Genomic DNA, 23,632 nt, shown 5'->3' on the forward strand with positions numbered 1-23,632 from the left:
AGTTTTTATTTCTTCTTTAAAGCTGCTAAAGTTTTTGGTCCTACTATTCCATCAACTATTAAGCTATTGTTTTTTTGAAAATCTTTAATTGCTGCAATAGTTAATGGTCCCTCTATCCCATCAATCACCAGTTTATAACCTACTGTATTTAAAAGCTTCTGTACTTCTGATACACTTATTTCACTTATATAATATAATGGATTCACTGCATTCGGCTGACCAGCCTCATACGATGGTTTGTGAATTTCAAAATGTAAGTGTATTCCTGTACTATTGCCTGTAGTACCTTTAATACCAATTTGTTCTCCTTGTTTAACACTTTGTCCAACTTTAACGGAAATAGATTTTAAATGTGCATATAAGGTTTCATACTTTTTACCATTCAATGTGTGGGCAATCGTTATAGTATTTCCATACCCTCCTATAACTTTTGCTCTCGTCACGACACCACTTGCGGCTGCTTTTATAGCCGGACTCCCATCACTTCCTATATCTACACCTTTATGCACTTTAATCGCATTATTCTTTCGAGTTTCCCCAAAACGCGATGTAATTTTTCCTTCGCTTGGTCTGATAAACATAGTTTTACCTCCCTTCTCTTTTAAGTAGAGATTTAATCCCTCGTATTAGTTAATGCTCGCATGACTATGAACAATTAGCCTTTTGACATAATACTTATCAAATAAATTAGAGCAGAAGGTTCAAACTGCGAAAATATGGGTATTAATATTTATAATAAGATATAGGTTAAAATAATTATATAAATTTCATGTCAGCTTAAATAACTATAAAGGGGCAATAACTTATGAAACTAATTATGGAGGAACTAAAAAAACTCATAAATGATTACTATAGATGCAATAACTATCAACTGAAACAACAGATTTTGATCGATATTAACCTGTTAAAGGATGCAATAAGAATTTTAGAAAAAAGTAAATTAGAAATAATCACAAAAAGCTCACTTGGTTTTTAACCAAGTGAGCTTTTTTATATAATTTTTAGTAATCCAAAATATTTTTTATACAAACCTCTAAAATTGCTCCATCCTTTTACTGACGCTACTTCAAGATCCTTCAAAAATATCAATTCAGTCTATTATATAATTTTATTTATAGTCTAATTCCATACGAGATAATCAATCTAACTAGTCCTATTAATTTGTGCGACATATATTGTTGTATGCCGTTATTTCGGCAAATCTATTAAAAGGAGGTGATTAATATGGTTCTTGTACTTCAAGAGTTTACTACCCCAGCAAATACTGATGTCATTGCAGATACAGCTGCACCACCTGCTACACTTCCTACTCCCGCAGTCCCTACTCCCCCAGCAATGGTTTCACCATTAGTAGATGGAAGTAGTGCGTATATTTGGTCTCCAAACACAGAGTCCAACCAAACGGTGACATTTCAAAGCACCTTTGACATTGGAGCTTTGCCAATTCTCACACTTGCATTACCACTTTCTGCTTATTATGCTTTTGCGGCAAACGAAACCGCTACAGTTACTGCATCTTTAGAAGTTGTAAATCTTGCAGGTCTCGTAATTGCTACTATTCCGCTTTTTGTAGGAGCAAACTCAGGTAGCTCTCAGGATGTTGCAATTACATCTGGAGATACATTACTTGCAGTAGGGCTTTTAGGAAATACCGGTCGTGTTGTAGTTACTGCAACTGTAACTTCTCCAATAGCTACTGGATATTCACCAAATCCCGGTAGATATCTCGGACAACTTACAGTGCATAGCATTTTAGCAGTGTAGAATTGATCGCTAAATAAAATTAAATAATATTTTTGGCACCAATAATTCTCTGAAGTAATAGATATCGCTCAAGAGAAAAAACTACTCATCTATATCTTAATGAGAAAAGTACACTTTCCTATGAACAAAGCCCCCTTTGTTTATGAAAATTTTTTTATTTTGGAGGGTCGATCATGTCTATGCTCGTGACCCTCCACTCTTTTTAAATTATTTTGTTGCTATCTATTTACTAAAAAGATCAGAGCGAAATAACCAACCAAAAAATAATTGGTCAACCCCCTTCCCTTTATACTCATTTTATTACATAATAGACTATAGTAAATATTGATCATGAGGGGGAGTATTTTTGCCTATTTCATTAATTTATAAAGAACTAAATCGCCTTGTAGATGATTATTACAAATGTCCCTTCACTCATATAAAAGAGCAAATTCTAATAGATATTAATCTTTTAACAGATGCATTATTAGTATTCGATGTCGATCTTCAATTAGAAACTTCACTTGAATATGTTTAAGAATCATTTCCCTCATCAACGGGGAACTTTCTGTTAGGTTTGGAGTGAATAATAGCATGAAAAGCCATAAGATGAAAATAACACAAACACCACACTACCTCATGGCAAGTAATAGTTCTCAAATCATTTCCCAGAATTCATGAAGTTTTTATCTCCATTTATACAGTACACTGGTGGAGCCTGTTTTCTTTAATCACTTATTAATGAATATTGACGGGACTAATCTATTTAAAACATTATATAAGACACTGACGAGAACACTGACAGGGGTTGCGATAGGCAGTATCGTACGAATACATAACCAAAATGTAAGCATTTCACTTTCACCTTACATACACCCCCTTATTTATCAAGGGGGTGAGACGGCTAATTACATCATGCCGCCCGTAAGATGAGAGTGTATAATATCTTTAACGTGTTGTTATTATTATATTTTCACTACTTCTCGTTTTCTGGAAAAATGCTAGATGTTCCTTTAAAAATCCAACATAACGGTCGACCTCTTCTATTGTTGTATATGGCGAAATCGAAAAAAATTTATGCGCATATACGGATATCCGCTTGTTTGAGTTTGTTGCTTCTACAAGACGCTGTTTTTTTGTATTTCCAAAGAAGACGGTATCTCGATCTGCACCAATAACCTCTGCAAACTCGTCATTAAATTGATTGATTTCCGTCATTTCTTCTACAGTTAAAAGTCCGTTCAATTCATCATTCCATTTTTTCTTTTCAGGATAAAAACGGAATGTTGTAATCGGAGAAACCTCATTCGTGATCACCACATTCGAAACTTCTTTTGTTAACGCCTCTCTAAATGCAATATTGACACGGATATAGTTGGCTAAAAGCTCTTGATAGCCTTCGATTCCAAATGATAATAATGACGCATAAATTGTCAAAGCACTCCCCATTCGCGAGCATTCAAGCGTATAGCCTGTATGATAGCTACCATAGCTGCGATTCCCAACATAGGGGGTTTCCGCTGCATCTAGATCCACATACTTAAGATACTCTCTGTTTTTGATTAAAAATAAACTCGTAATGTATGGCGTTTGCCCAAGCTTGTGGAAATCAAAGACCAAACTATCTGCAAGCTTGATATGTTTAAACTTCTGTTGATAGGATTTCAATACCTCATTAACGTTTTCTTCAAATCGCAGCGGATTGCTGTCAAAGTCGTAATCATTAAAGAAGGTATACATCCCCCCCATGGCAGAGTCTGCATGAATATAGACTGAGTATATGCCATATGTGCGTTCCAAGTCTTCTGTTATCCTCTTAATTCCCTCAATGTCATCAACCCCAAATGTATCAGTAGTTCCCATTGTGGCAAGGACATAAAGAGGAACACCGCCTTTTGCAATAACAAGCTCCATTTTTTCTTTTAAATCTTCTAGATTCATAGAATGATCAGCATTAGCTTTCACACGAATCATGTTTTCTACGCCAATCCCAGTTGCTTCTACAGATTTATATAGACTATAATGTGATAGCTCTGAACAGAAGCAATAGAGATTTTGCGGCACACCATTTTGATTAGAGGACGGCGCGTAACGGGCAATAGCAAGACGTAAAGAGTTAAAAACAGCCCCTTGCCCTCCCCAAGTTGTATATCCTGCACTGATGATTTCATCGTAACCGATAAGTTTGGATAGCATACTAGTTACTTCGATTTCTGCTGTAGCCGCTGCTGGACCTTCTACATCCCAAATATTGTTCCCATTGACTAGGACCATTACTAAATTTCCGATAATACTGGAAATATTAGGAAGGGGCGCTGCATTAGCTACATAATTTCGATTAACGTATCGGTGTCCTTCTACCATTTTTAGAAGCTCCTGAATCACTTCCTCTATTGACACACCTGTTTTTGGAACATTCGCCTCTTGAATGACACGATTATAATAATCCTCTGTGTAATCGGGCATTTCTCCCAACGTTAGTTTGTTAGGATCCTTTAATTCATCTATTTTCGTTAAAATCATCCTAAAGTAGGACAATATTTCTTCTCTTTGAAAGTCATTCCCGTCCATACTAGGAAACAATTTTTGTATTTTCTTCATTGTTTAACCTCCTTGATGTTTTTCTAGAAGTATTTTTATGCATAAAAAGATGCTTCCCACAAGTTGGATCAACCTATAAGAAGCACTCATATATTTATCAGCTTTAGTATGCTGAATATCTTTATACTGCTACACTGGTCTTATTTTGGAGCAGCTTAACCTATTCAGCTTCCGCAGTTTCTACACCATCATTCCATCCAAATAGTAATTTATTTACATCATTTTTTAACTCTACAAGATTCTTTGCTTCCTGAACAAGCTTTTGCATTGACTGCATTTCATCATCACTAATTTCTATTAGTTCCTCAAACATTTCAACAGACTCTCGAGAGATAGAAGCTATCTCAACAATTGTTGTCATTATCTGGTGAGAAGCAGAAGATAATTCTTCTGTACTAGCAGAAGAATTTTCATTATTTTCAGTAATGATCTTTGTCGTAGTTAAAATATTTTCGAACATGGTTCCAACCTCTACAATGGTCGTGTTTGTATCTTTAAATTCTTCTGTTCCCCGTTGCATCGACTTGACAACTATTTCAGTTTCTTCTTGTATATTCTTTACAATATTTGATACTTCAGAGGAAGACTGGCGTGATTGTTCGGCCAATTTTCGAACCTCATCAGCAACAACCGCAAATCCCTTACCATGTTCCCCCGCACGGGCAGCTTCTATTGCCGCATTCAACGCCAATAAATTAATTTGTTCTGAAATCCCTGTAATCACTTTTACAATAGTGCCGATTTCATGAGATTTTTCTCCAAGTTTATTTATAGCATCAAATGTTGTATTTACCGTTTGATTAAACTGCTCCATTTTTTCTAAGGAATCCTTTAGCTTCTCGTTTCCTTCTTTCGTCAATTCTAAGGTAGTGATCGATTGTTCTGAAATTTGATTTGATCTTACTGATAGATCTTCAATAGCCTGTGCCATTTCTTCCATAGATTCGGCGCTTTCTTCTGTAGCTACTAATTGTTTCTGTAATCCTCTACCTACTTCATCAATTGCCGCTCTAACAATATCTGCTTTCTCAGAAGCATACTCACCGATTTCAGCGAGATTTTCTCCTTTTTCATGTACATTTTTTGAAAATGAAATAAACTTTTCCCTTACACGGCTGAAAAACTCAATTAGTTGATTAAAAACAGCATGATCAGAACTTCTTTCATCAACTGCGCTTGTGATATTACCTGCTGAAATTTCTTTCATTCCAATTATTATTTCTTTATTAATATGAGGGTGATGTTTTAGCGAAAAATACCGGTAAGCAAAATATACCGAGACCCCCAATAAGATAACAATTATACCTAGCATAATAGCTTCCATGATAAATAAATCCCCTAACTCCTATTTATTGTTAATTTAGACTTAATGATGAATATTTTAAAGCTCCTTTAAAAGAATATATGTTCCATCCGCTACATTTACAGGAATACCGTTCAACTTACTATTATCCTGATATTTATGAACAATATAATTTCCTTCTGAATCTTTATATTTTTTCATGTTGTGATATTTTTCCATAACACGTATCGACTTAGGGTTTGTCGCTTCACCTAGAACAGCCTTCACCCCTTGTGTCGATGCCTTTGTCATCAATCTATTTCCTAATTGCTGAATAATTTCATGACGGTCATGTTCAGCTATCACTCCTAACATGAATAGGTGTAATAACTCTCCATCTTCGATTTCTTTTCCGTTTCGCTTCTTATAATCTTCCATGAAACGTTTATCCACATCTTCCAAAACACGCAGAATTACATTCATATCATAAAAAGAACCTTCAAATATATCTTCCCCGATAATCTCTGGTGCATTTGTATCGCCAGCAAGCACACCAACAACATTATTATGAATATCCTCAGCGACTACACAATACCCCAGCTCTATTGTAGAGTCTAAATAATCCTTGGTAAATTTATAGAAATCTTCATAACCTAAATTTAATTGACCTACCATCGGTTCCTGAACCCATTTTCCTGAAATATCCACTCCAATAAATGAACGAGCTAAACACTCAGCTGCTTTCTGAATTAAAGCAGTTTGTCCCTTCGTTATAATTTCATATGTATACAATTCTTGTGTTGTTTGCACTTATTGATCTTCCCTTCAAATTATAAAATAAAAATTTCCTTTCTAATGAACCTAACATTACATAGAATGAGGTACTTTATCGATAAATGTACCTGTGAACTCAATTCTTTCAAGTGCATTCCTAATTTGCACTTGAGCAATTTTAGATGAAGGTTTTACTACAAGGATATCCTTAAAACCTAAACTAGAATAAAATTGCATCGTTTGTTCTAACTGCGGTACAACTTTTGATGGGACGGGTGTTTGGTGAGTCCCATCGATAACAAACGTATACTCTTGTCTTGATACTTTATTGATCGTATCCTGTAAATCTATCAAGTAACCATCTGCATCTTCCGCTCTCATTAATCCATGAATCTGTACCTGAACTTCCTTTGTGACCTCATTTATTGCCATTTTATATTTCCTTTTATCTACTACTATCATCTCTAATCTCCTTTTTCCTATTTTTTCGGGAGTCTAATAAATAAAAGCTACCCCAGTTAATAACGGGTAGCCAAAGAATGGTTGCTTATTACTCTTGGCAACCCGACTATCATTATCCATGAGGATTTTAGACTCGTAGCTTTGCGTCCTTATCTTTCGATAAGTTTGCCTTTTTCAATTTTAAACATTTAATAGTACTATACTCACAATCGCACATCACTATAACAGTATAAAGAACTTATCATTTTTTGTCGACACTAGTATTTTTTATTTATAAATATCACAAACATAAAACAAGTCTAACGTCCTTATGCGTTGAAAATTCCCAATATTCCGTCTGAACTATCACTTATAATTTCTTTATAAAAAATTACGCTTGCGGGAATGATAAACAGACTCTGGCATTTAGATGATTAGATAACTATCAAGAATGTATATTTCCCAAATACGAAAGAAATAAAAAAAGCTTCCCATAAGTTTGGTTAACTTATGGGAAGTCTTCCTTTGAAAGGATTTTTTGTACACCAACTACTATATAACCATATTTTTGATAGAAATTGGGGGTTTGAAAGCTAAGTGTACTTAGTAGAATGAAGTTGCATCTATTCTCTCATGCAAATTCCTCTATACTATATAAAAATTGCTTTCCGTATCCTTTGCCTCAAAGTAATTCATCAACCCATAAGAAGTCAATATGTAGGGGCACAAAAAAACGTCCCTTTAATTTTTACTGAAATATACCAATAGAACCTATTACAACAAGGATAAATATTAAACTATAGCTGTGGTATAGAGGGGTGTATGAAGATTTTCACTTGACAGATGACTTCAAAAGATGTAGTGTATATTAGCTTCATGAAATTATATTAAAATTATTTTTTCCAGAATATTCTTAAGCTTAAATAATAGATTTATATAGGAAGGTGATAAAATGCAAAGTTTAAATAATAAAAAAGCTGCTTTTTTAAGCAAGTTTTCTAGTCTATATTTATTAGCCGCTTTCATGTTATGGATTAAAACATATATCACACAAGTAACTCAATTTAACTTAGGAGTAGAAGGATTCCTTCAACAATTCCTTTTATTGTTAAATCCACTTGGCTCTGCTTTGTTATTTCTTGGAGCTCCTTTCATTTTCAAAGGACGGGGAAAATATACTTTACTTGTGGTAATCTACACTCTTATGTCCATTCTTTTATATGCAAATGTAGTTTATTATAGATTTTTTAGTGACTTTATTACATTACCAACGATTACTCAAACACAGAACTTTGGAGACTTAGGCGGTAGTGTTATTTCTTTGTTAAAACCCTACGATATTTTGTTCTTTGTTGATGTATTTTTATTAATTTACTTATGTTTATCTAAAAAAACCCAAAAAGATAATAGTAGAATTGGATACAGACAAGCAATTGTAGGAATTGTTTTTGTAATAGCAATCTCTGCTTTAAATTTAGGACTAGCTAACATTGATCGTCCGCAGTTATTAACTCGTGGTTTTGATAGAAACTATATTGTTAAATATTTAGGTATGTATAACTATACTATTTATGACGCTAAAGAAACTATTAAGGCGTCTTCCCAAAGGGTTTTAGCTGATAGCGATGATATGACAGAAGTTATTAACTATACAAAATCTAACTATGCAGAATCTAACCCAGAATATTTTGGTGCAGCAAAAGAAATGAACGTCATCTATATTCATTTGGAGTCATTTCAAAACTTTTTGATTAACTATGAATTAAACGGTGAAGAAGTAACACCATTTTTAAATTCATTAACTAAAGATCCAAACACACTATACTTTGATAACTTCTTCCATCAAACAGCTCAAGGTAAAACTTCGGATGCTGAGTTTATGCTTGAAAATTCTTTATTTGGTTTACCGCAAGGATCTGCATATATTACAAAAGGTCAGAATGCGTATCAAGCAGCTCCCGCCATCTTAAAAGAGGATGGTTATACATCAGCTGTATTCCATGGTAATAACGGAACTTTTTGGAATCGTAACGAGATCTATAAATCATTCGGCTATGACCATTTCTTTGATGCCAATTATTATGACACTACATCTGAGGAAGATATGGCTGAATATGGCTTGTTGGATAAACCGTTCTTTGAACAATCATTAGATCTTTTAAAAACTTTACCTCAACCTTTCTATTCGAAATTTATTACGGTTGGGAACCATTATCCATATAAAATGAATCAAGACTTAACAACAATTGGTAAAGCTGATACTGGTGATGCAAGTGTAGATGATTATTTCCAAACTGCTCGTTATGCAGATGAAGCAATTGAACAGTTCATTGATGAATTACAAAAGTCAGGCTTATATGATAACAGTATGCTTGTTTTTTATGGTGACCATTACGGTATTTCAGAAAATCATAATAAAGCTATGGAACAAATCATTGGAAAAGAAATTACACCTTTCGAAAGTACAAATTTACAAAGTGTACCGTTAATTATTCACGTTCCTGGAATGCAAGGTGGAGTCAATCATACTTATGGAGGGCAAATAGACCTTCTTCCAACCTTATTACATTTACTAGGAATTGATTCACAAAATTATGTTCAATTTGGTACTGACTTACTCTCAGTAGAGCATAATGATGTAGTAACCTTTAGAAATGGTGATTATGTTAGTCCTACTATCTACTCAATTAATGAGAAATTCTATGATGCAACAACTGGTTTGCCACTAGATGATGAAAATAAATTAGAAAAAGCTAAAGAGTATAAGAAAGAAGTAGATAACAAATTACAATTATCTGATAAAGTGGTAAATGGTGACCTGCTGAGATTCTATACACCGTCTGGATTTACTAAAGTTGATCCTTCTCAGTATAATTATAATAAGGATATAACAGAAAAAACTGATAACGAAAAAAATAATTAATTTGAAGAAGTGCGTTGCCAAATACACTCCACATACTGGAAAGCAGTAAGAGTTGGAGTTAGCATAACGATTAAAGGACTAATTTCCGAATAGGAATTAGTCCTTTTTTTCTTGTTGTTCTAAAGTTAGTCTTGTTTAATTTATTGAACTGATTTTGAGCTTTTTTAAAATACATACCGATTAAGTCAACTCACGACTGAACGATGTTTTTTAAGAATAATTAAATAATACTTTTTCATTAAATTATTGTGGGAATATGGGGTACACATGATTTTGCAGAATCATTTCTCTAAATCCCCCCCATCTAAAGTTCCTTTAAATGATAGTGATAGGTGAAATAACATGAAACAAACGCTATTTATATGACTTTTCAGAGGTAGTCCTAAATTCAAAAATAACTAAGTATAACTGTTTCCTGGTAGATCCGTGGTAAGAATTCACACAAGTCCGTGGCAACAGAATTACAATTTCTTTTTAGTCTGTGTCCAATAACACTATAGTTGGTAACAGATTCAATCGTACTTTAAGATTTTTACATTTTATTTAGTATCTCAATGTTATGGTTTTAACTTTAAATTATGCAGTAATTTTATTTTGGTTATTTCGGAAAGTGAATATTTAAACTAAACACCTGTTAGCAATCCATGCTACACCACAGAAAATGGTTAGGAAGTGTCAATACTGATACTGACCTTAATCGCTCTCCTCTTTTTGTAACGATTAAGTAGCGGCCTTCTTAAGTATTGCCATTATTCATTTCTTGAAGAACTAATTTTCACGGGATCTTAATAAGTCATTTTACAAGAAAGTGGAGAGATCTCAAATGAATTAAATACTTCCCATGCTGTAAATTTTTTTGTGATATGATTGAAGGAATTCTTCATGATTCAGTTTTGCAGCCAGTATTTCCTTATTCTGAAATAGGGAAGTCATCTAAAGAAATGTATTCTACTTTTTTTAACAAGGGGTGTTATGAAATGATTAAGTTTAAGACAATGGAGCATTTAACTTTTAAGGAAGCACACGAACTTTTTACAAGTGGGTTTGAAGGATATTTTATTCCGATGAAGATGCCATTGGATGCTTTTATAGCTCGTTTTGGAAATGATAATCTATCAGCGGCAATGTCTGTTGTTATGTTTGATGAAGATAGACCAATAGGATTTGTACTACAAGGCATTCGGGAAGTAAATGGTGAGAAAATCGCTTGGAATGGTGGTACTGGAATCATTCCAGAATACAGAGGAAAAAAACTAGGAACAACCCTAATTGAAAATGCTCTTGACCTGTTAAATCAGCAAAAAGTAAACATTGCTACATTAGAAGCTCTTTCCATTAATCAACCAGCTATAAAACTATATGAGAAGGTTGGGTATAAAGTAATTGATACGCTGCATTTTTTTGAGGCAGAAGGTGTATTAAGGTATGATGAAAAAATTGCTAGTGAATTTGAATTGAAAAGAATACCTGCACTGCAAGCAGTAAATTCAAGTATTTTCCCAACTTTAGTACCATGACAAGTAGATCCTTCCATTACACCAAGAGCTGGTGGAGAGGCAATCATTGCAATGAAGGATAATGAAGTACTTGCCGCTTGTTTAGTAAAAGTAAAGCAACAATTTGGAAATGAATCTGAAGGCGTCACATTATTTCAAGCTTTTACTAACAATGAACATAAAAATGGAATACGCGCTCTTCAAGCTGCACTACAGGAAGGACTTCATTTTAATCTTTCTATTAAGAGAACTACTTATAATTTGGAAGACAAAATGAAAAATGTCCTTCCGCTTTTAAAAAATAATGGATTTAAAAGTACCGATATTTCACAAGTATTTATGACAAAGCAACTTATAGATTAACTTAAAAATACAGTTATCGGTATAAATTGGCGGTAGCTGTATTTTTGGGTTAATGAAAACATATGCAAAAACTATGAATATGTCAGATGATGCTATTTACGATCAATTGATTTCTGAATACGCTGGAAAAATTCATACCTGAAGAAGCTCAATAAGCGATTGATAATATATAGTTTGTAACCACCTTCCATTAATTTGGTTGGTGGTTTTTAGCTTCTGTTTTATTTGTGATCTCACTTAATTTTATAATGCTATCCTCTTTATTAATTTGTGCCATTTCTTCTAAAGCACCAAGAATTAATTCTGGAGGATGTTCATCCAATAACTTATTAAGTAGTTCTTCGGTTCTACCCATTCTCACACTTCCCTAGTCCATAATTGTTACATCAACTATTTCATCTAATTTTATTTGTATTAAAGAAAATGGATCTTCTAGTTCAATTACTCTTTTGTGCATATCCGCATTTTCTACAGTTCCTCTATTGTAAAGAAATTCTCCATCTTTCCATCTCTTAATTTTAGTATCAGCTTTACTTTTAATGGATGCATTTAAAGTATGATGAATGGCATCATAATCCCATTCGTTTAATTCTGGTTTAGGTTCTTTTTTAATTTCCTGGTTATATACTTTCAACATTGTCATATGCTCTGTTAACATCATACCTTGCCATTTCATCATGCCTCGATCTCTAATCAACCTAAACCCTCCTATTCTTTTTCTCCTCCAACTATTTTAGATCGCTTTACAGTAGTGCCCGCTGGTGTATAGGATACGGCTCTTAAAAGTGTAGCGGATCCGTATCGATTCCGGATATTGTCCATAGCAGCAGATAATTTTCGTGGAGTTCTAGCTCGTTGAAATCACTGTATACATGGACTCCTTCAGGAGGAACATATTTGTGAAGTATTTCTGCGACTGCAATATTTATTTCAAGAAAATAACTCATTTTTGGCTCAAATAAACGGATATCAGGATGAATTGGTATCTCGTGCAATCTTGTGGATGCCGTCCTAACTCCAAAACGTTTTTCATTGCCGGGCTAGCTGCAAGAACAACACTTCATTTTTGATCAAAATTACCTACTATAGCAATTGGAACAGTCCTTACATCTAAATAATGCAAAACAGCAATACAAGGACGCATAAAAACTCATCATCGATACAGGCAATTGATCGGTTATGCAGGGAGCTGTAATTGATCATCGTACTATTCGTAAAGTTCCTGGCGATGAGTGATGAGTTAATGAAATCAATAAATCCATAATCACTCATAACATCTAGATGTCAATGAACACACCAACCTGAACTATAGCCGACCGCCATTGCAATTTTTCTTATTGATAGCGAGTAATTTTTCCTAGAAATAAAATATTTAATGTATTCATAAATTTGCAATTGACGATTGTTCATATAACCTCACGCTCCTTAAGGATGATAGGAACAAATGCGAGTACATTTTCAACTTTAAAAGTCCTTTTGGTATTTCGTAAAAAACAATATGCTTTAAATGTATTGCCCTCCACACTTAATACTTTAACCTTTCGTTTACTGATTTCACCGTTATTCTTCATGTAAATCATTTCGACTATTTGATTATTTTGCATGGACTTCAAAATACTTATAAGCACATTCGTTCCCCCCTCCTTTCGATTAGTATACGAACAATAGTTCTATTTTACAACTAGTAATTTTTGGGCAAATAAAAAAGCACCTTAATTTAGGTGCTGATATAAAGACTTTAAGCATTATTTCCGTGTATTATTAAATATTACATAAATGTTTAATGAGTGAAAAATAGTAAACTTGATTAACAGTAATTGCACTTGCTTCCTTACTAATTGAGTCACCATTCTCTCTCCTTAAATACAAAGGGTATATATTTTTAAACACCTTGTAATTTAATTTTCTTGGTGTAGAGATTTGACTTGAGGGCTGATGATGTATTGCTTTATCTATATAGATAATATCGCCTGTTGTAGACGCCAAAAACCAAACAGGTATCTTTTTTGTTTTTGGTACTGTGGGAAACTCCATTTGATTTTCTTTTAATTTACTTACTATCATACTCCACGCTTCTACTGCATCCATAATTTTCCCCCTCATTATAGTTTCAAAGCACTTACATTTATTAACATTGTACATTAAATGCAAAATAAAAAAAGCCCCACTCACATGAGCAGGGCAATGATAAAATTATTTGGTCTCGTCAATCAAATATGTCAACCATCCATACTTAACTTTAATCTTAGATTGAGCATCTTGTGCAGCCTCTTTTGTTTCAAACATTCCTGTGTATATTTGATATGAAGGATCTAATTTAGTTGAATCGCTGCCTAATAGATTGTCCATCCAAAATCTTTCCTTATCTTATCCAGGGCATCAGCAAGCTCTGGCGACCGGAAATGTTCCTGTTTTAATTCGGAAAATACCTTTTGTGTCCTTCAGCTGTTCCCCTCGCATTACCCATTGCATCAAAGTGAATGGAAATATATGCATCTGCATCTATAGAGTTAGAGTTTGCTAGGTTTGTTCTAGCAACCAAAGAAGTGTCTGTATCAGTAGGGGGCAACTAGCAAAGTATTAAAACCGATATATTTAAGATGTTCATACATGAACTTTACTACTGCTCTATTAAACTCATTTTCTTTGAATACTCGTTCTAATTCAGGAACTACAAGATTACGTTTCGAAATAAGTAAATCTTCTGCATTTGCCATTATTTCACTTCATCTCGTGGTTCCACGGATCTACGCAAATTACATCAGGCGTATATGTCCATGTTTCCAAGTAGATTGCTGCATGTTCAATTGATAAGTTTGATGATTACATGAAAGAAATTGAATAATTTCGAGGTAGAAATGTGGTAGCATTTTAAATCCTTACCACGAACCTCTTTTTACAACAAATAAAAAAGCGTTGGAAGCTAAGAGCCCCAACGCTTTTACTATTAATACATTTTTAGATATTGTTCACGTTCCCATGGGTGTACAGTCGTACGGAACATATCCCATTCAATTTCTTTCGCTTCTACGAAGTTTGCATAGATATGCTCACCAAGTGCCCCACGAATAATTTCACTTTTACCTAATTCTTGTACGGCAGCATGTAAAGTTGGCGGTAGGTTATGAATGCCGTTTTCGATGCGCTCTTCTTCAGTCATTACGTAAATATTACGGTCCACTGCTGGTGGTGGAGTTAGTTTATTTTTAATACCATCTAAACCAGCTTGTAGAATTACTGCCATCGCAAGATATGGATTGGCTGCCGGATCTACTGAGCGAACTTCAACACGTGTACTTACACCTCTTGAAGAAGGAATACGAATTAATGGACTTCTGTTTTGTCCTGACCATGCCACATAACAAGGAGCTTCGTATCCAGGTACTAGGCGTTTATATGAGTTAACTAATGGATTTGTAATTGCAGTAAAGCTTTGTACATGCTTCAATACGCCAGCCATAAATTGCATTGCTGTTTCACTTAAGCCGATTTCTGCTGATTCATCATAAAATGCATTTTCTTTCCCTTTAAATAAAGATACATTAAAGTGCATTCCTGAACCGTTTACGCCAAATAGTGGTTTCGGCATGAATGTCGCATGTAAACCATGTTTACGAGCAATTGTTTTTACTACAAGTTTGAACGTTTGAATATTATCACACGCTGTTACTGCATCTGCATATTTAAAGTCAATTTCATGTTGACCTGGAGCAACCTCATGGTGAGATGCTTCAATTTCAAAGCCCATTTCTTCTAGCTCGAGAACGATATCGCGACGGCAGTTTTCCCCTAAATCCATTGGTGCTAAGTCAAAGTAGCCACCATGGTCATTCAGTTCAAGTGTTGGCTCCCCTTGAGCATCTAATTTAAATAAGAAAAATTCAGGTTCAGGTCCTAAGTTAAAGCTAGTAAATCCTAACTCTTCCATTTCTTTTAGGATACGTTTTAAATTATTACGGGGATCTCCTGCAAAAGGAGTTCCATCTGCTTTATTTACGTCACAGATTAGACGAGCCACTTTCCCTTTACCCGTAATCCAAGGGAACACTACCCATGTATTTAAATCAGGTACTAAGTACATATCTGATTCTTCAATTCGTACAAAACCTTCGATAGAAGATCCGTCGAACATCATTTTGTTATCGAGAGCTTTATCGAGCTGACTCACTGGAATTTCTACATTTTTAATCGTACCTAGTATGTCTGTAAACTGAAGACGTATAAAATTCACCTCATGCTCTTGAACGAACTTTTTAATATCCTCTTTTGTATACTTGCTCATTGTTTCACTCTCCTAGTTAATTAATGTATATGAACCTCGATTATCTAAAGAATCGAGATAGGTCCCCTTGTCGCAGAGAAGCTCGTTGTTGTCTTTGAGCTAAATGCATTTCTTCTTTTACTATTGCACGTAGTTCTCTGTCCGAAATTACTTGTCGAACTTCTTTTGAAGTAATTGGACTGTTTTTCATTTCAAAAATCTGCTTGATTCCCGCAATATTAACACCTGTTTTCAATAAATCTTTAATCTCTAATAATATATCAATATCATCTAATGAAAACATGCGCTGTTTACCTTCAGTACGTGCAGGGTGAACCAGTTCTTGCTCTTCATAGTAACGAATTTGCCTTGCAGTCAAACCAGTAAGCTGCATGACAATATTCATAGAAAGTAATGGCATTGAACGTCTCCATTCCTTTTCCATCACTGCACCTCCTAGTAGGTTATATAAATAGTATATGTTATGTTAGTTAACATGTCAACATCATGTTAGGAAAACTAACAGCTATTTTTCGGAAAATTAAAACCATTCCTTATAACTCAGAAATGGTTCTACACTTCTTATTTGTTGAATGTTTGTACAGCTCCTAAAATAGCATATTTTACATGCTCATAAGTTAATCCACCTTGGATAAAAGCTGTATAAGGAGGACGGATTGGTCCATCAGCTGTTAACTCCATACTAGATCCTTGCACAAATGTACCTGCAGCCATTATGACGTCGTCGGAATAGCCAGGCATATAAGCTGGCTCTGGCATAAACTGGGCATTTACAGGGGAGTGCATTTGTATCGCCTTGCAAAACTGAATCATTTGATCGGCTGTTTGGAAAGATACGGATTGTATTAAATCTGTACGAGGCTCGGCATAGTGTGGTTCAGTATTCATACCTACCTCTTCCAGTAAAGCCGAAGTGAAGATAGCTCCCTTCACTGCCTGAGATACGACGTGCGGCGCAAGGAAGAACCCCTGATACATATCCATTAATGCATGCAATGAGGCACCTGCCTCTGCTCCTATACCCGGAGAAGTCATTCGGTAAGCACATTTAGTAACAAATTCTTCTTTTCCCGCAATATAGCCACCTATTTTAGCAAGACCACCACCAGGATTTTTAATCAGAGAGCCTGCCATTAAATCTGCCCCAACATCCGTTGGCTCCAATTCTTCCACAAATTCTCCATAACAATTGTCCACAAAAATAATAGCATCCTCTTTTATACTTCTAATTTCGATAACCATTTGCTTTATCTGTTCTATTGTAAAGGAAGGACGTACTGCATAACCCTTCGAACGTTGAATAGCAATTACTTTCGTATTACTTTTCACAGAGCTTCTGACAGCATCCCAGTTGATAGCACCAGTTTCCAATAGATCTACATGATTATACGTAATACCGAAGTCAGCAAGAGACCCTGTATCTTCTTCTCCTCCACTTACAATCGATTGCAAAGTGTCATAAGGTTTGCCCGTTATATATAGTAATTCGTCATTTGGTCTTAATACACCGAACAGACTAATAGAAATCGCATGTGTTCCTGAAATAATTTGAGGACGCACAAGTGCTGTCTCTGAACCAAATGTCGTCGCATATACTTTTTCCAATGTATCTCTACCTTCATCATCATAGCCATATCCAAATGACGGATGAAAATGATGGTCACTAACTCCGTGATTCTTAAAGGCTTGAATTACTTTTTGTTGATTTAAAAAAGCAATTTTTTCAACACGTTTGTGATGTTGAGTTATTTTGGTTTCAACCTGCTCTGCAAGATTCAATACTTCTTTCGATAATGTTGTTGTAAATGTCATGTTATATTCTCCTAATTTCAAATTACAAATAGAAAAGACTAATCTCAATAAATGAAATTAGCCCCTTGTCTATTATCAAATACGCCTCGGCGTATTTACGCCCAGATTTCATCGAGCTCGCTCGATAAATTCCTCTAAAATCTGTGGCATCCGCCCGAGGTTTGGGCCAACAGGACGTTGGTCACTCAGGCGTTGCCGCAGGATGCGGCGAACTTAGCCAGAGTTCCCCTTTATCCAGAAAAGAATTTTTACTGAATAAAGTTAAAACTGTAGCTCACCATTCCAGTCCATCATACCTCCAGCAATATTTGTTACGTCATATCCATTTTCCTCTAGAATTTCACAGGCCATCGCACTACGACCACCTACTTTACATACTATGTAGTGAGGAATTGATTTGTCGAGTTGATCCATGTTGCTCTCGATTTGACCTAGCGCGATATGTTTAGCTCCAGGTATAATCCCAGTTGCTACTTCTTCACTTTCACGCACATCGATGACACTGATTTCTTCTCCAGCATCGATTTTTTGTAAAAGTTGTTCTGTTGTAATAATATTCATGTTAAACTCTCCCGCTTCTGTGTTTATTCTATAAAATCATAATAGGAGCATGTCCATCTGTCAAACTATCCATATTATTCTTCTGTTAGCTTAACTGGTTTAGAAGGAGCAAATGTGGAAATTGCATGCTTATAGATTAACTGCTGCTTTCCATCCGATTCAAACAGGACGGTAAAGTTATCGTAAGACTTTACTAACCCCTTAAGCTGGAAGCCATTCAATAAAAATACCGTTACAAAAATATCGTTTTTTCTAAGCTGATTTAAATATAAATCTTGAATATTCATAGGTTTCATCCCAATACCCCCATTATACAATTTGCATGTTAAAACATACTACCTTTTTAATATTCGCTTTAATTATTCATTTTCCTGCCTAAATTCATTAATTTCTTTTATTATCTTTTTAGTATCAGTAAACGGATTATACCAATGGATGTCCATTTTGTTTCTAAAATACGTTAATTGCCTTTTGGCATACCTTCTGGAGTTTTGCTTTAGTTGTTCAATTGCATCTTCGAAAGAAACATGACCATCCAAATAGGCATATATTTCTTTATAGCCTATTGCTTGGATCGATTGAACATCTCTAATGCCTTTACTATTTAGTGTTTTCACTTCTTCTAAAAGACCTTTTTCTAGCATTATGTCTACTCGTTGATTGATGCGATTATATAACTGCTCACGATCAATGGACAGACCAATAATGTAATGATGATATACTTCTTCATGTCCTTGGTTTTGTTCTATTTCATTCTTTTGTTTCCCTGTTAGCTCTACTCGCTCGATTGCGCGGATCACACGCTGGACATTATTCGGGTGTATTTCCTTTGCCGCCTCTGGATCCAGCGAATGCAAAAGTTCAAATAAATTATCAGGAGACATTTTTTCTAACTCCGCAAGTCTATTTTCATCACGATTCGGTTGTTCCGTAAATCGAAAGTCATACAGTACAGATTGAATATAAAGACCTGTTCCTCCGACGATAATTGGGAGTTTACCCTTTAACGTAATCTCTTCAATTTTACCTCGAACGAGCTTTTGATACTCCGCAACAGAAAAGCTCTCATATGGTTCCTTAATATCTAGTAGATGGTGAGGGATACCTTCCATTTCTTCTGTGGTAATCTTTGCAGTTCCAATATGGAGCTCTCGATACACCTGCATCGAGTCTCCATTTATAATTTCTCCATTAAATGCTTTAGCCAATTGAATACTTAAAGCTGTTTTACCAACAGCAGTAGGTCCGACTATAGCAATTACGTTTGCTGTTTTATGCATTATCTATCATCCAATTTGAAATTATTTCATATGTCTGAAGCTTATTAACCTCGTTTAGTATTTCATGCCTCGCATCCTCTACCAGATGGACAGTTACGTTTGTCATTCCAACACTTTTTAATCCATTTGCGACTTTGAATATATCCTTACCATCTTTTCCAACAGGATCCTTGGCACCACTAATAACTAAAACGGGTAAATCTTTTTTTATATGATTATTCTCTATATCTTTGTGGATTATTTTTAATCCATTGAATAGGTCTATAAAGAATCCGTTTGACGGAATATTCCCACACATCGGATCCTCTATATATTTTTGCACCTCTTTTTCATCTGTTGAAAGCCAGTCAAATGGTGTCTTTGGATTCGTAATTTGTTTATTGAACCCTCCAAATGCCATGCTGTTCAATAATGTTGCTTTAGTCGTTGGACTCTTAATAACAGAGGTAAATTTGCCGATTAGTCTACCCGCATCACCCAATAGCCCAGGATTAAAAGTAGTTCCAGAAAGGACGACTTTGGTTAAAGAATCACTATACTTTTGCATATATCTACGTGTAATAAACGAACCCATACTATGCCCGAATAAAATAAGTGGAATATCCCCCAAATCCTCCCGAACATGTATTAATACTTCACGTACGTCCTCCGTAACTCGCTCAAACCCTACCTTATCTGCAAAATATCCATACTGCCCATTTTTTTCAGCTGTTAGGCCATGGCCACGATGATCATGGCCCGTAACGACAAATCCTTTAGTCATTAAAAATGTTGCAAAATCATCATAACGACCTATATGCTCTTCCATTCCATGTAGAAGATGGATATGAGCAATTGGGGTTGTATCAGGAGAAAACTTAACAATATGAATAAGATGATCATCTGACATTTTGCCTTCTAAGATAGTTTTCAGCTTAATCCCTACTTTCTTTTAATGTAGCTTCAAGCAAAAGTGTTTCTAGTTGTTGTCTAAATGCATTTGCTTCCTCATCTGAGTAATACAGCAATTGTTTCATTATATTCACTATTTCTCCTTTATACTCGTTGAAATGCTTTATATCAAAATAGAGCATACCTGTTCTTCTTACTAAAAAGTCCACAGGAGAATAAGCCATCTCTTCATGCACTGCATAATAAATTTGGGCGAGTATCACTAAAGGTAAGCTAGAAGGATTTGTAGAAAGGATTTGTGCATATTGAAACACTTTATCGACATTCGTCCCATACATTTTAGCCAGTTTTCTTCCTTCTAAACCGGAAAGTCCATAAGCTTGAGCCATTTGTTCCTTTTGAGTAAGAAATGCCTCCCATTGTTTGGAGCCACCAATATCACCACCGGATAAGGTTAAATGCTTCGTAACACACGGTCCATATTTTTCATCCCCAAGTTGCTTCGAAATTTTATCTACAATTGTCTCAGCCATTTTTCTATACCCTGTTAGTTTACCTCCAGCAATTGTAAATAAACCAGCCTCCGACTGCCAAATCTCATCCTTTCGAGAGATTTCTGATGGATCTTTCCCGTCCTCATATATTAATGGACGGACTCCTGCCCAAGTAGACTCTACTTGATTTGAGGTAACATGAACTAAAGGAAACATAGAATGGATTGCTTGGATAAGATATTCGACATCTTCCGGTGTAGCTACAGGATTCCGAATATCACCTTCAAAAAATGTATCCGTTGTTCCGACATAGGTTTTACCATCACGTGGGATAGCAAAAACCATTCGCTTGTCAGGTGTATCAAAATAGACAGCCTGTTTAAGCGGGAAAACGGATTGGTCAATAACGACATGTACACCCTTTGTAAGCTTTAATTTTTTATTGTTCTCAATGGCATCTAAAGCACGGACTCCATCAACCCATGGACCAGTGGCATTTACTATTTTTTTCGCATGAATTGAAATTCGTTTATTATTTATTGTATCAACAATCTCTGCTCCGATTACTTGATTATCATCGTCATAAATGAAGGAACGTGCTTTTGCGTAGTTTAAGCATACCGCACCTTTTTCCATTGCTTTTTTTAGGACTTCAATCGTTAATCGGGCATCGTCTGTACGATATTCAACGTAGTATCCGCCACCTCGTAAACCTTTGCTTTTCAGGAGAGGTTCTTTTTCAAGCGTCTCTTGGTCAGTAAGCATTATTCTTCTTTCATCTTTCTTCACACCAGCTAAATAGTCATACACCTTTAAACCAGCTGATGTAGTAAGAGGTCCAAACGTGCCTTTTTTATAAAAAGGCAGTAACATGCCTATAGGTTCGGTCACATGAACTGCATTTTCATACACAATCTCTCTTTCTTTCCCAACATCAGCAACCATTTTCACTTCCATTTGCTTCAAATATCGCAAACCACCGTGCACAAGTTTTGTGGACCGACTAGAAGTTCCAGCTGCAAAATCCTGCATTTCTACTAAAGCAACAGACATACCGCGAGTAACCGCATCAAGTGCAATCCCCGCACCAGTTATTCCTCCACCTATTACTAGCACGTCGAATTCATAATAATTTAATGTATTTACTATTTGCTCTCGTTCTACAGAAGACTTCAATTACTCCACCTCTTCATCTGAAAGTTTGAAAATACGTGTCGCCTCGACTGCTTTTGTCCAGCCTTTATATAGTTGATCTCTTTTAGCAATTTCCATTTTTGGCTCATACTGCTTTTGACTTTCACGCAAATTGGATAGCTCTTGTTCATCCTTCCAGAAGCCGGTAGCTAAACCTGCTAAGAAAGCAGCTCCCAATGCCGTTGTTTCGTTAAGCTTGGCAAGTTCTACGGGTAAATTTAACAGATCACTTTGGAACTGCATAAGAAATTCATTACTTACGGCTCCACCATCTACTCTTAATATTTCTACATCTACTCCAGAATCTTTTTCCATCGTATCAAGCACGTCTTTTGTTTGATAAGCAAGCGATTCTATCGTCGCACGGATGAAATGCTCTTTAGATGTCCCCCTTGTTAGTCCAAAAATAGAACCCCTTGCATCGGAATCCCAATAAGGCGTTCCAAGTCCAACAAAAGCAGGAACAAAATAGACACCTTCAGTAGAATCTACTTTCTTAGCATATCCCTCTGATTCAGGAGCACTTTTTATCATGCGTAGTCCATCTCGTAGCCATTGAATCGCCGAACCAGCAACGAAAATACTGCCTTCTAAAGCATAGATAACTTTTCCATTTAGTCCCCAAGCTATCGTTGTTAATAAACCCGATGGCGAAGTAACTGCTTCTTCACCAGTATTTAAAAGCATAAAACACCCAGTACCATACGTATTTTTAGCCATGCCCTTTTCAAAACAGCATTGCCCGAATAACGCAGCCTGTTGGTCCCCAGCAGCTCCTGCGATATCTATTTCTTTCCCAAAGAAAACAGATGAATCGGTCTTTGCATACACTTCAGATGATGAAGCTACTTTAGGGAGCATTTTCATTGGAATAGAAAGTTTCTCACAAATCTCTGCATCCCACTTTTGATCGTATATATTGTAAAGCATCGTCCTAGAAGCATTGGAATAATCGGTCACATGGGCTTTCCCATTTGAAAGCTTCCAAATTAGCCATGTATCTATCGTTCCAAATAATAAGTCGCCCGCTTCTGCCTGCTCTCTTGCACCATCAACGTTATCTAATATCCACTTTACTTTTGTTGCAGAAAAATATGGGTCTAATTTCAACCCTGTCTTCTCTTGGAAAAATGATTCCAGATTGGCTTTTTTGAGTTCTTCAATGATGGATTGAGTTTGTCTAGATTGCCAAACAATCGCATTATAAACAGGTTTTCCTGTATGTTTGTTCCACACAACTGTTGTCTCTCTTTGATTTGTAATCCCAACTGCATGGACATCCTCTGGTTGGTTACCACTTTCCGTCAGAACAGCTGCTAGAACAGATAATACAGACCCCCAAATTTCTTTCGCATCATGCTCAACCCATCCTGATTTAGGAAAATATTGTTTAAATTCTCGTTGAGCAGAGTGAACAATATTGCCGAGCTTATCAAAAAGTATTGCTCTAGAGCTTGTCGTTCCTTGGTCGATGGATAATATATATTTTCCCATT

General features: G+C 35.5%; 29 protein-coding genes and 1 riboswitch. Of the genes, 7 read left to right on the forward strand and 22 right to left on the reverse strand.

All coding sequences use genetic code 11. From position 1 onward, the window contains the following. Positions 1-5: 5 nt before the first annotated feature. Positions 6-581: a peptidoglycan DD-metalloendopeptidase family protein gene (locus MKY37_RS01950; RefSeq protein WP_340773266.1), complete on the reverse strand. Its 576-nt coding sequence runs from the start codon at positions 579-581 to the stop codon at positions 6-8. A 224-nt stretch (positions 582-805) separates the two neighbouring features. Here MKY37_RS01950 and MKY37_RS01955 point away from each other — a divergent pair, with 224 nt between their 5' ends. From MKY37_RS01955 to MKY37_RS01965, 3 genes are all read left to right on the forward strand, one after another. Continuing rightward, positions 806-976 carry a hypothetical protein gene (locus MKY37_RS01955; RefSeq protein ID WP_340773269.1) on the forward strand — a complete coding sequence of 57 codons (171 nt, stop codon included), beginning with the start codon at positions 806-808 and terminating at the stop codon, positions 974-976. A gap of 248 nt (positions 977-1,224) precedes the next feature. Next, a complete protein-coding gene (locus tag MKY37_RS01960) occupies positions 1,225-1,764 on the forward strand; it encodes a hypothetical protein (protein WP_340773271.1) in 540 nt (179 codons plus the stop codon). A 346-nt stretch (positions 1,765-2,110) separates the two neighbouring features. Continuing rightward, on the forward strand, positions 2,111-2,281 hold the full coding sequence (locus tag MKY37_RS01965) for a hypothetical protein (protein ID WP_340773274.1): 171 nt from the start codon (positions 2,111-2,113) through the stop codon (positions 2,279-2,281). A 410-nt stretch (positions 2,282-2,691) separates the two neighbouring features. Here MKY37_RS01965 and MKY37_RS01970 read toward each other — a convergent pair whose 3' ends face one another. The 4 genes from MKY37_RS01970 to MKY37_RS01985 form a co-directional block, all read right to left on the reverse strand. Further along, positions 2,692-4,344 (reverse strand): pyridoxal phosphate-dependent decarboxylase family protein, encoded by a 1,653-nt coding sequence (locus tag MKY37_RS01970; RefSeq protein ID WP_340773276.1) that lies wholly within the window; start codon positions 4,342-4,344, stop codon positions 2,692-2,694. 160 nt (positions 4,345-4,504) lie between these two features. Further along, complete coding sequence (locus MKY37_RS01975; RefSeq protein WP_340773278.1) at positions 4,505-5,668, reverse strand: methyl-accepting chemotaxis protein; 1,164 nt, start codon at positions 5,666-5,668, stop codon at positions 4,505-4,507. Between the two features lie 57 nt (positions 5,669-5,725). Then, positions 5,726-6,436 carry a hypothetical protein gene (locus tag MKY37_RS01980; RefSeq protein WP_340773280.1) on the reverse strand — a complete coding sequence of 237 codons (711 nt, stop codon included), beginning with the start codon at positions 6,434-6,436 and terminating at the stop codon, positions 5,726-5,728. Between the two features lie 57 nt (positions 6,437-6,493). Next, positions 6,494-6,862: a hypothetical protein gene (locus tag MKY37_RS01985; RefSeq protein ID WP_340773283.1), complete on the reverse strand. Its 369-nt coding sequence runs from the start codon at positions 6,860-6,862 to the stop codon at positions 6,494-6,496. Between the two features lie 93 nt (positions 6,863-6,955). Beyond that, positions 6,956-7,042, reverse strand: a riboswitch (cyclic di-GMP riboswitch). A 751-nt stretch (positions 7,043-7,793) separates the two neighbouring features. Between MKY37_RS01985 and MKY37_RS01990 the strand changes: the two genes are divergently transcribed. The 4 genes from MKY37_RS01990 (at position 7,794) to MKY37_RS22350 (ending at position 11,765) form a co-directional block, all read left to right on the forward strand. Continuing rightward, positions 7,794-9,764: an LTA synthase family protein gene (locus MKY37_RS01990; RefSeq protein WP_340773285.1), complete on the forward strand. Its 1,971-nt coding sequence runs from the start codon at positions 7,794-7,796 to the stop codon at positions 9,762-9,764. A 977-nt stretch (positions 9,765-10,741) separates the two neighbouring features. After that, entirely contained in the window at positions 10,742-11,281 is a 540-nt protein-coding gene (locus MKY37_RS01995; protein ID WP_340773287.1) for a GNAT family N-acetyltransferase, read from the forward strand. 51 nt (positions 11,282-11,332) lie between these two features. After that, positions 11,333-11,623 carry a hypothetical protein gene (locus MKY37_RS02000; RefSeq protein WP_340773289.1) on the forward strand — a complete coding sequence of 97 codons (291 nt, stop codon included), beginning with the start codon at positions 11,333-11,335 and terminating at the stop codon, positions 11,621-11,623. 79 nt (positions 11,624-11,702) lie between these two features. After that, the gene (locus MKY37_RS22350) at positions 11,703-11,765 is read left to right on the forward strand and encodes a hypothetical protein (protein ID WP_445323058.1); all 63 of its coding nucleotides are present in this window, start codon (positions 11,703-11,705) and stop codon (positions 11,763-11,765) included. Positions 11,766-11,813: 48 nt separating this feature from the next. Here the strand turns inward: MKY37_RS22350 and MKY37_RS02010 are convergent, their stop codons facing one another. The 17 genes from MKY37_RS02010 to glpK form a co-directional block, all read right to left on the reverse strand. Further along, positions 11,814-11,978, reverse strand: coding sequence for a hypothetical protein (locus tag MKY37_RS02010; RefSeq protein ID WP_340773290.1), 165 nt, complete (start codon positions 11,976-11,978; stop codon positions 11,814-11,816). A 12-nt stretch (positions 11,979-11,990) separates the two neighbouring features. Then, positions 11,991-12,320, reverse strand: coding sequence for a YolD-like family protein (locus tag MKY37_RS02015; protein ID WP_340773292.1), 330 nt, complete (start codon positions 12,318-12,320; stop codon positions 11,991-11,993). A gap of 587 nt (positions 12,321-12,907) precedes the next feature. After that, the gene (locus tag MKY37_RS22355) at positions 12,908-13,033 is read right to left on the reverse strand and encodes a hypothetical protein (protein ID WP_445323010.1); all 126 of its coding nucleotides are present in this window, start codon (positions 13,031-13,033) and stop codon (positions 12,908-12,910) included. Continuing rightward, entirely contained in the window at positions 13,030-13,251 is a 222-nt protein-coding gene (locus MKY37_RS02020) for a transcriptional regulator (protein ID WP_340773294.1), read from the reverse strand. The genes MKY37_RS22355 and MKY37_RS02020 overlap by 4 nt, the downstream gene beginning before the upstream one ends. A gap of 133 nt (positions 13,252-13,384) precedes the next feature. Next, positions 13,385-13,711 carry a hypothetical protein gene (locus MKY37_RS02025; RefSeq protein WP_340773295.1) on the reverse strand — a complete coding sequence of 109 codons (327 nt, stop codon included), beginning with the start codon at positions 13,709-13,711 and terminating at the stop codon, positions 13,385-13,387. A 105-nt stretch (positions 13,712-13,816) separates the two neighbouring features. After that, the gene (locus MKY37_RS02030; protein WP_340773298.1) at positions 13,817-13,972 is read right to left on the reverse strand and encodes a hypothetical protein; all 156 of its coding nucleotides are present in this window, start codon (positions 13,970-13,972) and stop codon (positions 13,817-13,819) included. A gap of 64 nt (positions 13,973-14,036) precedes the next feature. Further along, positions 14,037-14,192 carry an N-acetylmuramoyl-L-alanine amidase gene (locus MKY37_RS22360; RefSeq protein WP_445323011.1) on the reverse strand — a complete coding sequence of 52 codons (156 nt, stop codon included), beginning with the start codon at positions 14,190-14,192 and terminating at the stop codon, positions 14,037-14,039. Next, complete coding sequence (locus MKY37_RS02035; RefSeq protein ID WP_340773301.1) at positions 14,179-14,340, reverse strand: hypothetical protein; 162 nt, start codon at positions 14,338-14,340, stop codon at positions 14,179-14,181. Before MKY37_RS02035 ends, MKY37_RS22360 begins: the two co-directional genes overlap by 14 nt. A 230-nt stretch (positions 14,341-14,570) precedes the next feature. Continuing rightward, positions 14,571-15,905 carry a type I glutamate--ammonia ligase gene (gene glnA, locus MKY37_RS02040; protein ID WP_340773303.1) on the reverse strand — a complete coding sequence of 445 codons (1,335 nt, stop codon included), beginning with the start codon at positions 15,903-15,905 and terminating at the stop codon, positions 14,571-14,573. Positions 15,906-15,945: 40 nt separating this feature from the next. Continuing rightward, the gene (locus tag MKY37_RS02045; protein WP_090561907.1) at positions 15,946-16,329 is read right to left on the reverse strand and encodes a MerR family transcriptional regulator; all 384 of its coding nucleotides are present in this window, start codon (positions 16,327-16,329) and stop codon (positions 15,946-15,948) included. 137 nt (positions 16,330-16,466) lie between these two features. Then, positions 16,467-17,717, reverse strand: coding sequence for a methionine gamma-lyase family protein (locus MKY37_RS02050; protein WP_340773307.1), 1,251 nt, complete (start codon positions 17,715-17,717; stop codon positions 16,467-16,469). Positions 17,718-17,978: 261 nt separating this feature from the next. After that, positions 17,979-18,278 carry a rhodanese-like domain-containing protein gene (locus MKY37_RS02055; RefSeq protein ID WP_340773308.1) on the reverse strand — a complete coding sequence of 100 codons (300 nt, stop codon included), beginning with the start codon at positions 18,276-18,278 and terminating at the stop codon, positions 17,979-17,981. Positions 18,279-18,352: 74 nt separating this feature from the next. Further along, complete coding sequence (hfq, locus tag MKY37_RS02060) at positions 18,353-18,574, reverse strand: RNA chaperone Hfq (RefSeq protein WP_090561914.1); 222 nt, start codon at positions 18,572-18,574, stop codon at positions 18,353-18,355. A gap of 63 nt (positions 18,575-18,637) precedes the next feature. Continuing rightward, entirely contained in the window at positions 18,638-19,558 is a 921-nt protein-coding gene (gene miaA / locus MKY37_RS02065) for a tRNA (adenosine(37)-N6)-dimethylallyltransferase MiaA (protein WP_340773310.1), read from the reverse strand. Continuing rightward, the gene (locus MKY37_RS02070; RefSeq protein WP_340773312.1) at positions 19,551-20,447 is read right to left on the reverse strand and encodes an alpha/beta fold hydrolase; all 897 of its coding nucleotides are present in this window, start codon (positions 20,445-20,447) and stop codon (positions 19,551-19,553) included. Before MKY37_RS02070 ends, miaA begins: the two co-directional genes overlap by 8 nt. Positions 20,448-20,472: 25 nt before the next feature. After that, complete coding sequence (locus tag MKY37_RS02075) at positions 20,473-22,119, reverse strand: glycerol-3-phosphate dehydrogenase/oxidase (protein ID WP_340773313.1); 1,647 nt, start codon at positions 22,117-22,119, stop codon at positions 20,473-20,475. Beyond that, entirely contained in the window at positions 22,120-23,631 is a 1,512-nt protein-coding gene (gene glpK, locus MKY37_RS02080) for a glycerol kinase GlpK (RefSeq protein ID WP_340773314.1), read from the reverse strand. It lies immediately after the preceding gene. Position 23,632 lies beyond the last annotated feature (1 nt).

Origin of the sequence: Psychrobacillus sp. FSL K6-2836 (assembly GCF_038003085.1) — a bacterium.
GTDB lineage: Bacteria > Bacillota > Bacilli > Bacillales_A > Planococcaceae > Psychrobacillus.

What these genes read in the sequence shown, in the direction of transcription:
- MKY37_RS01990 (WP_340773285.1), top strand. Translation starts at nt 7,794, where the DNA reads ATGCAAAGTTTAAATAATAAAAAAGCTGCTTTTTTAAGCAAGTTTTCT.
- MKY37_RS01960 (WP_340773271.1), top strand. Translation starts at nt 1,225, where the DNA reads ATGGTTCTTGTACTTCAAGAGTTTACTACCCCAGCAAATACTGATGTC.
- MKY37_RS02050 (WP_340773307.1), bottom strand. Translation starts at nt 17,717, where the DNA reads ATGACATTTACAACAACATTATCGAAAGAAGTATTGAATCTTGCAGAG.
- MKY37_RS22355 (WP_445323010.1), bottom strand. Translation starts at nt 13,033, where the DNA reads ATGAACAATCGTCAATTGCAAATTTATGAATACATTAAATATTTTATT.
- MKY37_RS01985 (WP_340773283.1), bottom strand. Translation starts at nt 6,862, where the DNA reads ATGATAGTAGTAGATAAAAGGAAATATAAAATGGCAATAAATGAGGTC.
- MKY37_RS01950 (WP_340773266.1), bottom strand. Translation starts at nt 581, where the DNA reads ATGTTTATCAGACCAAGCGAAGGAAAAATTACATCGCGTTTTGGGGAA.
- miaA (WP_340773310.1), bottom strand. Translation starts at nt 19,558, where the DNA reads ATGCATAAAACAGCAAACGTAATTGCTATAGTCGGACCTACTGCTGTT.
- MKY37_RS02030 (WP_340773298.1), bottom strand. Translation starts at nt 13,972, where the DNA reads ATGGACAATCTATTAGGCAGCGATTCAACTAAATTAGATCCTTCATAT.
- MKY37_RS02025 (WP_340773295.1), bottom strand. Translation starts at nt 13,711, where the DNA reads ATGGATGCAGTAGAAGCGTGGAGTATGATAGTAAGTAAATTAAAAGAA.
- MKY37_RS02070 (WP_340773312.1), bottom strand. Translation starts at nt 20,447, where the DNA reads ATGTCAGATGATCATCTTATTCATATTGTTAAGTTTTCTCCTGATACA.
- glpK (WP_340773314.1), bottom strand. Translation starts at nt 23,631, where the DNA reads ATGGGAAAATATATATTATCCATCGACCAAGGAACGACAAGCTCTAGA.
- MKY37_RS01955 (WP_340773269.1), top strand. Translation starts at nt 806, where the DNA reads ATGAAACTAATTATGGAGGAACTAAAAAAACTCATAAATGATTACTAT.
- glnA (WP_340773303.1), bottom strand. Translation starts at nt 15,905, where the DNA reads ATGAGCAAGTATACAAAAGAGGATATTAAAAAGTTCGTTCAAGAGCAT.
- hfq (WP_090561914.1), bottom strand. Translation starts at nt 18,574, where the DNA reads ATGAAACCTATGAATATTCAAGATTTATATTTAAATCAGCTTAGAAAA.
- MKY37_RS02010 (WP_340773290.1), bottom strand. Translation starts at nt 11,978, where the DNA reads ATGGGTAGAACCGAAGAACTACTTAATAAGTTATTGGATGAACATCCT.
- MKY37_RS01970 (WP_340773276.1), bottom strand. Translation starts at nt 4,344, where the DNA reads ATGAAGAAAATACAAAAATTGTTTCCTAGTATGGACGGGAATGACTTT.
- MKY37_RS02045 (WP_090561907.1), bottom strand. Translation starts at nt 16,329, where the DNA reads ATGGAAAAGGAATGGAGACGTTCAATGCCATTACTTTCTATGAATATT.
- MKY37_RS01995 (WP_340773287.1), top strand. Translation starts at nt 10,742, where the DNA reads ATGATTAAGTTTAAGACAATGGAGCATTTAACTTTTAAGGAAGCACAC.
- MKY37_RS02055 (WP_340773308.1), bottom strand. Translation starts at nt 18,278, where the DNA reads ATGAATATTATTACAACAGAACAACTTTTACAAAAAATCGATGCTGGA.
- MKY37_RS01975 (WP_340773278.1), bottom strand. Translation starts at nt 5,668, where the DNA reads ATGGAAGCTATTATGCTAGGTATAATTGTTATCTTATTGGGGGTCTCG.
- MKY37_RS02000 (WP_340773289.1), top strand. Translation starts at nt 11,333, where the DNA reads ATGAAGGATAATGAAGTACTTGCCGCTTGTTTAGTAAAAGTAAAGCAA.
- MKY37_RS02035 (WP_340773301.1), bottom strand. Translation starts at nt 14,340, where the DNA reads ATGGCAAATGCAGAAGATTTACTTATTTCGAAACGTAATCTTGTAGTT.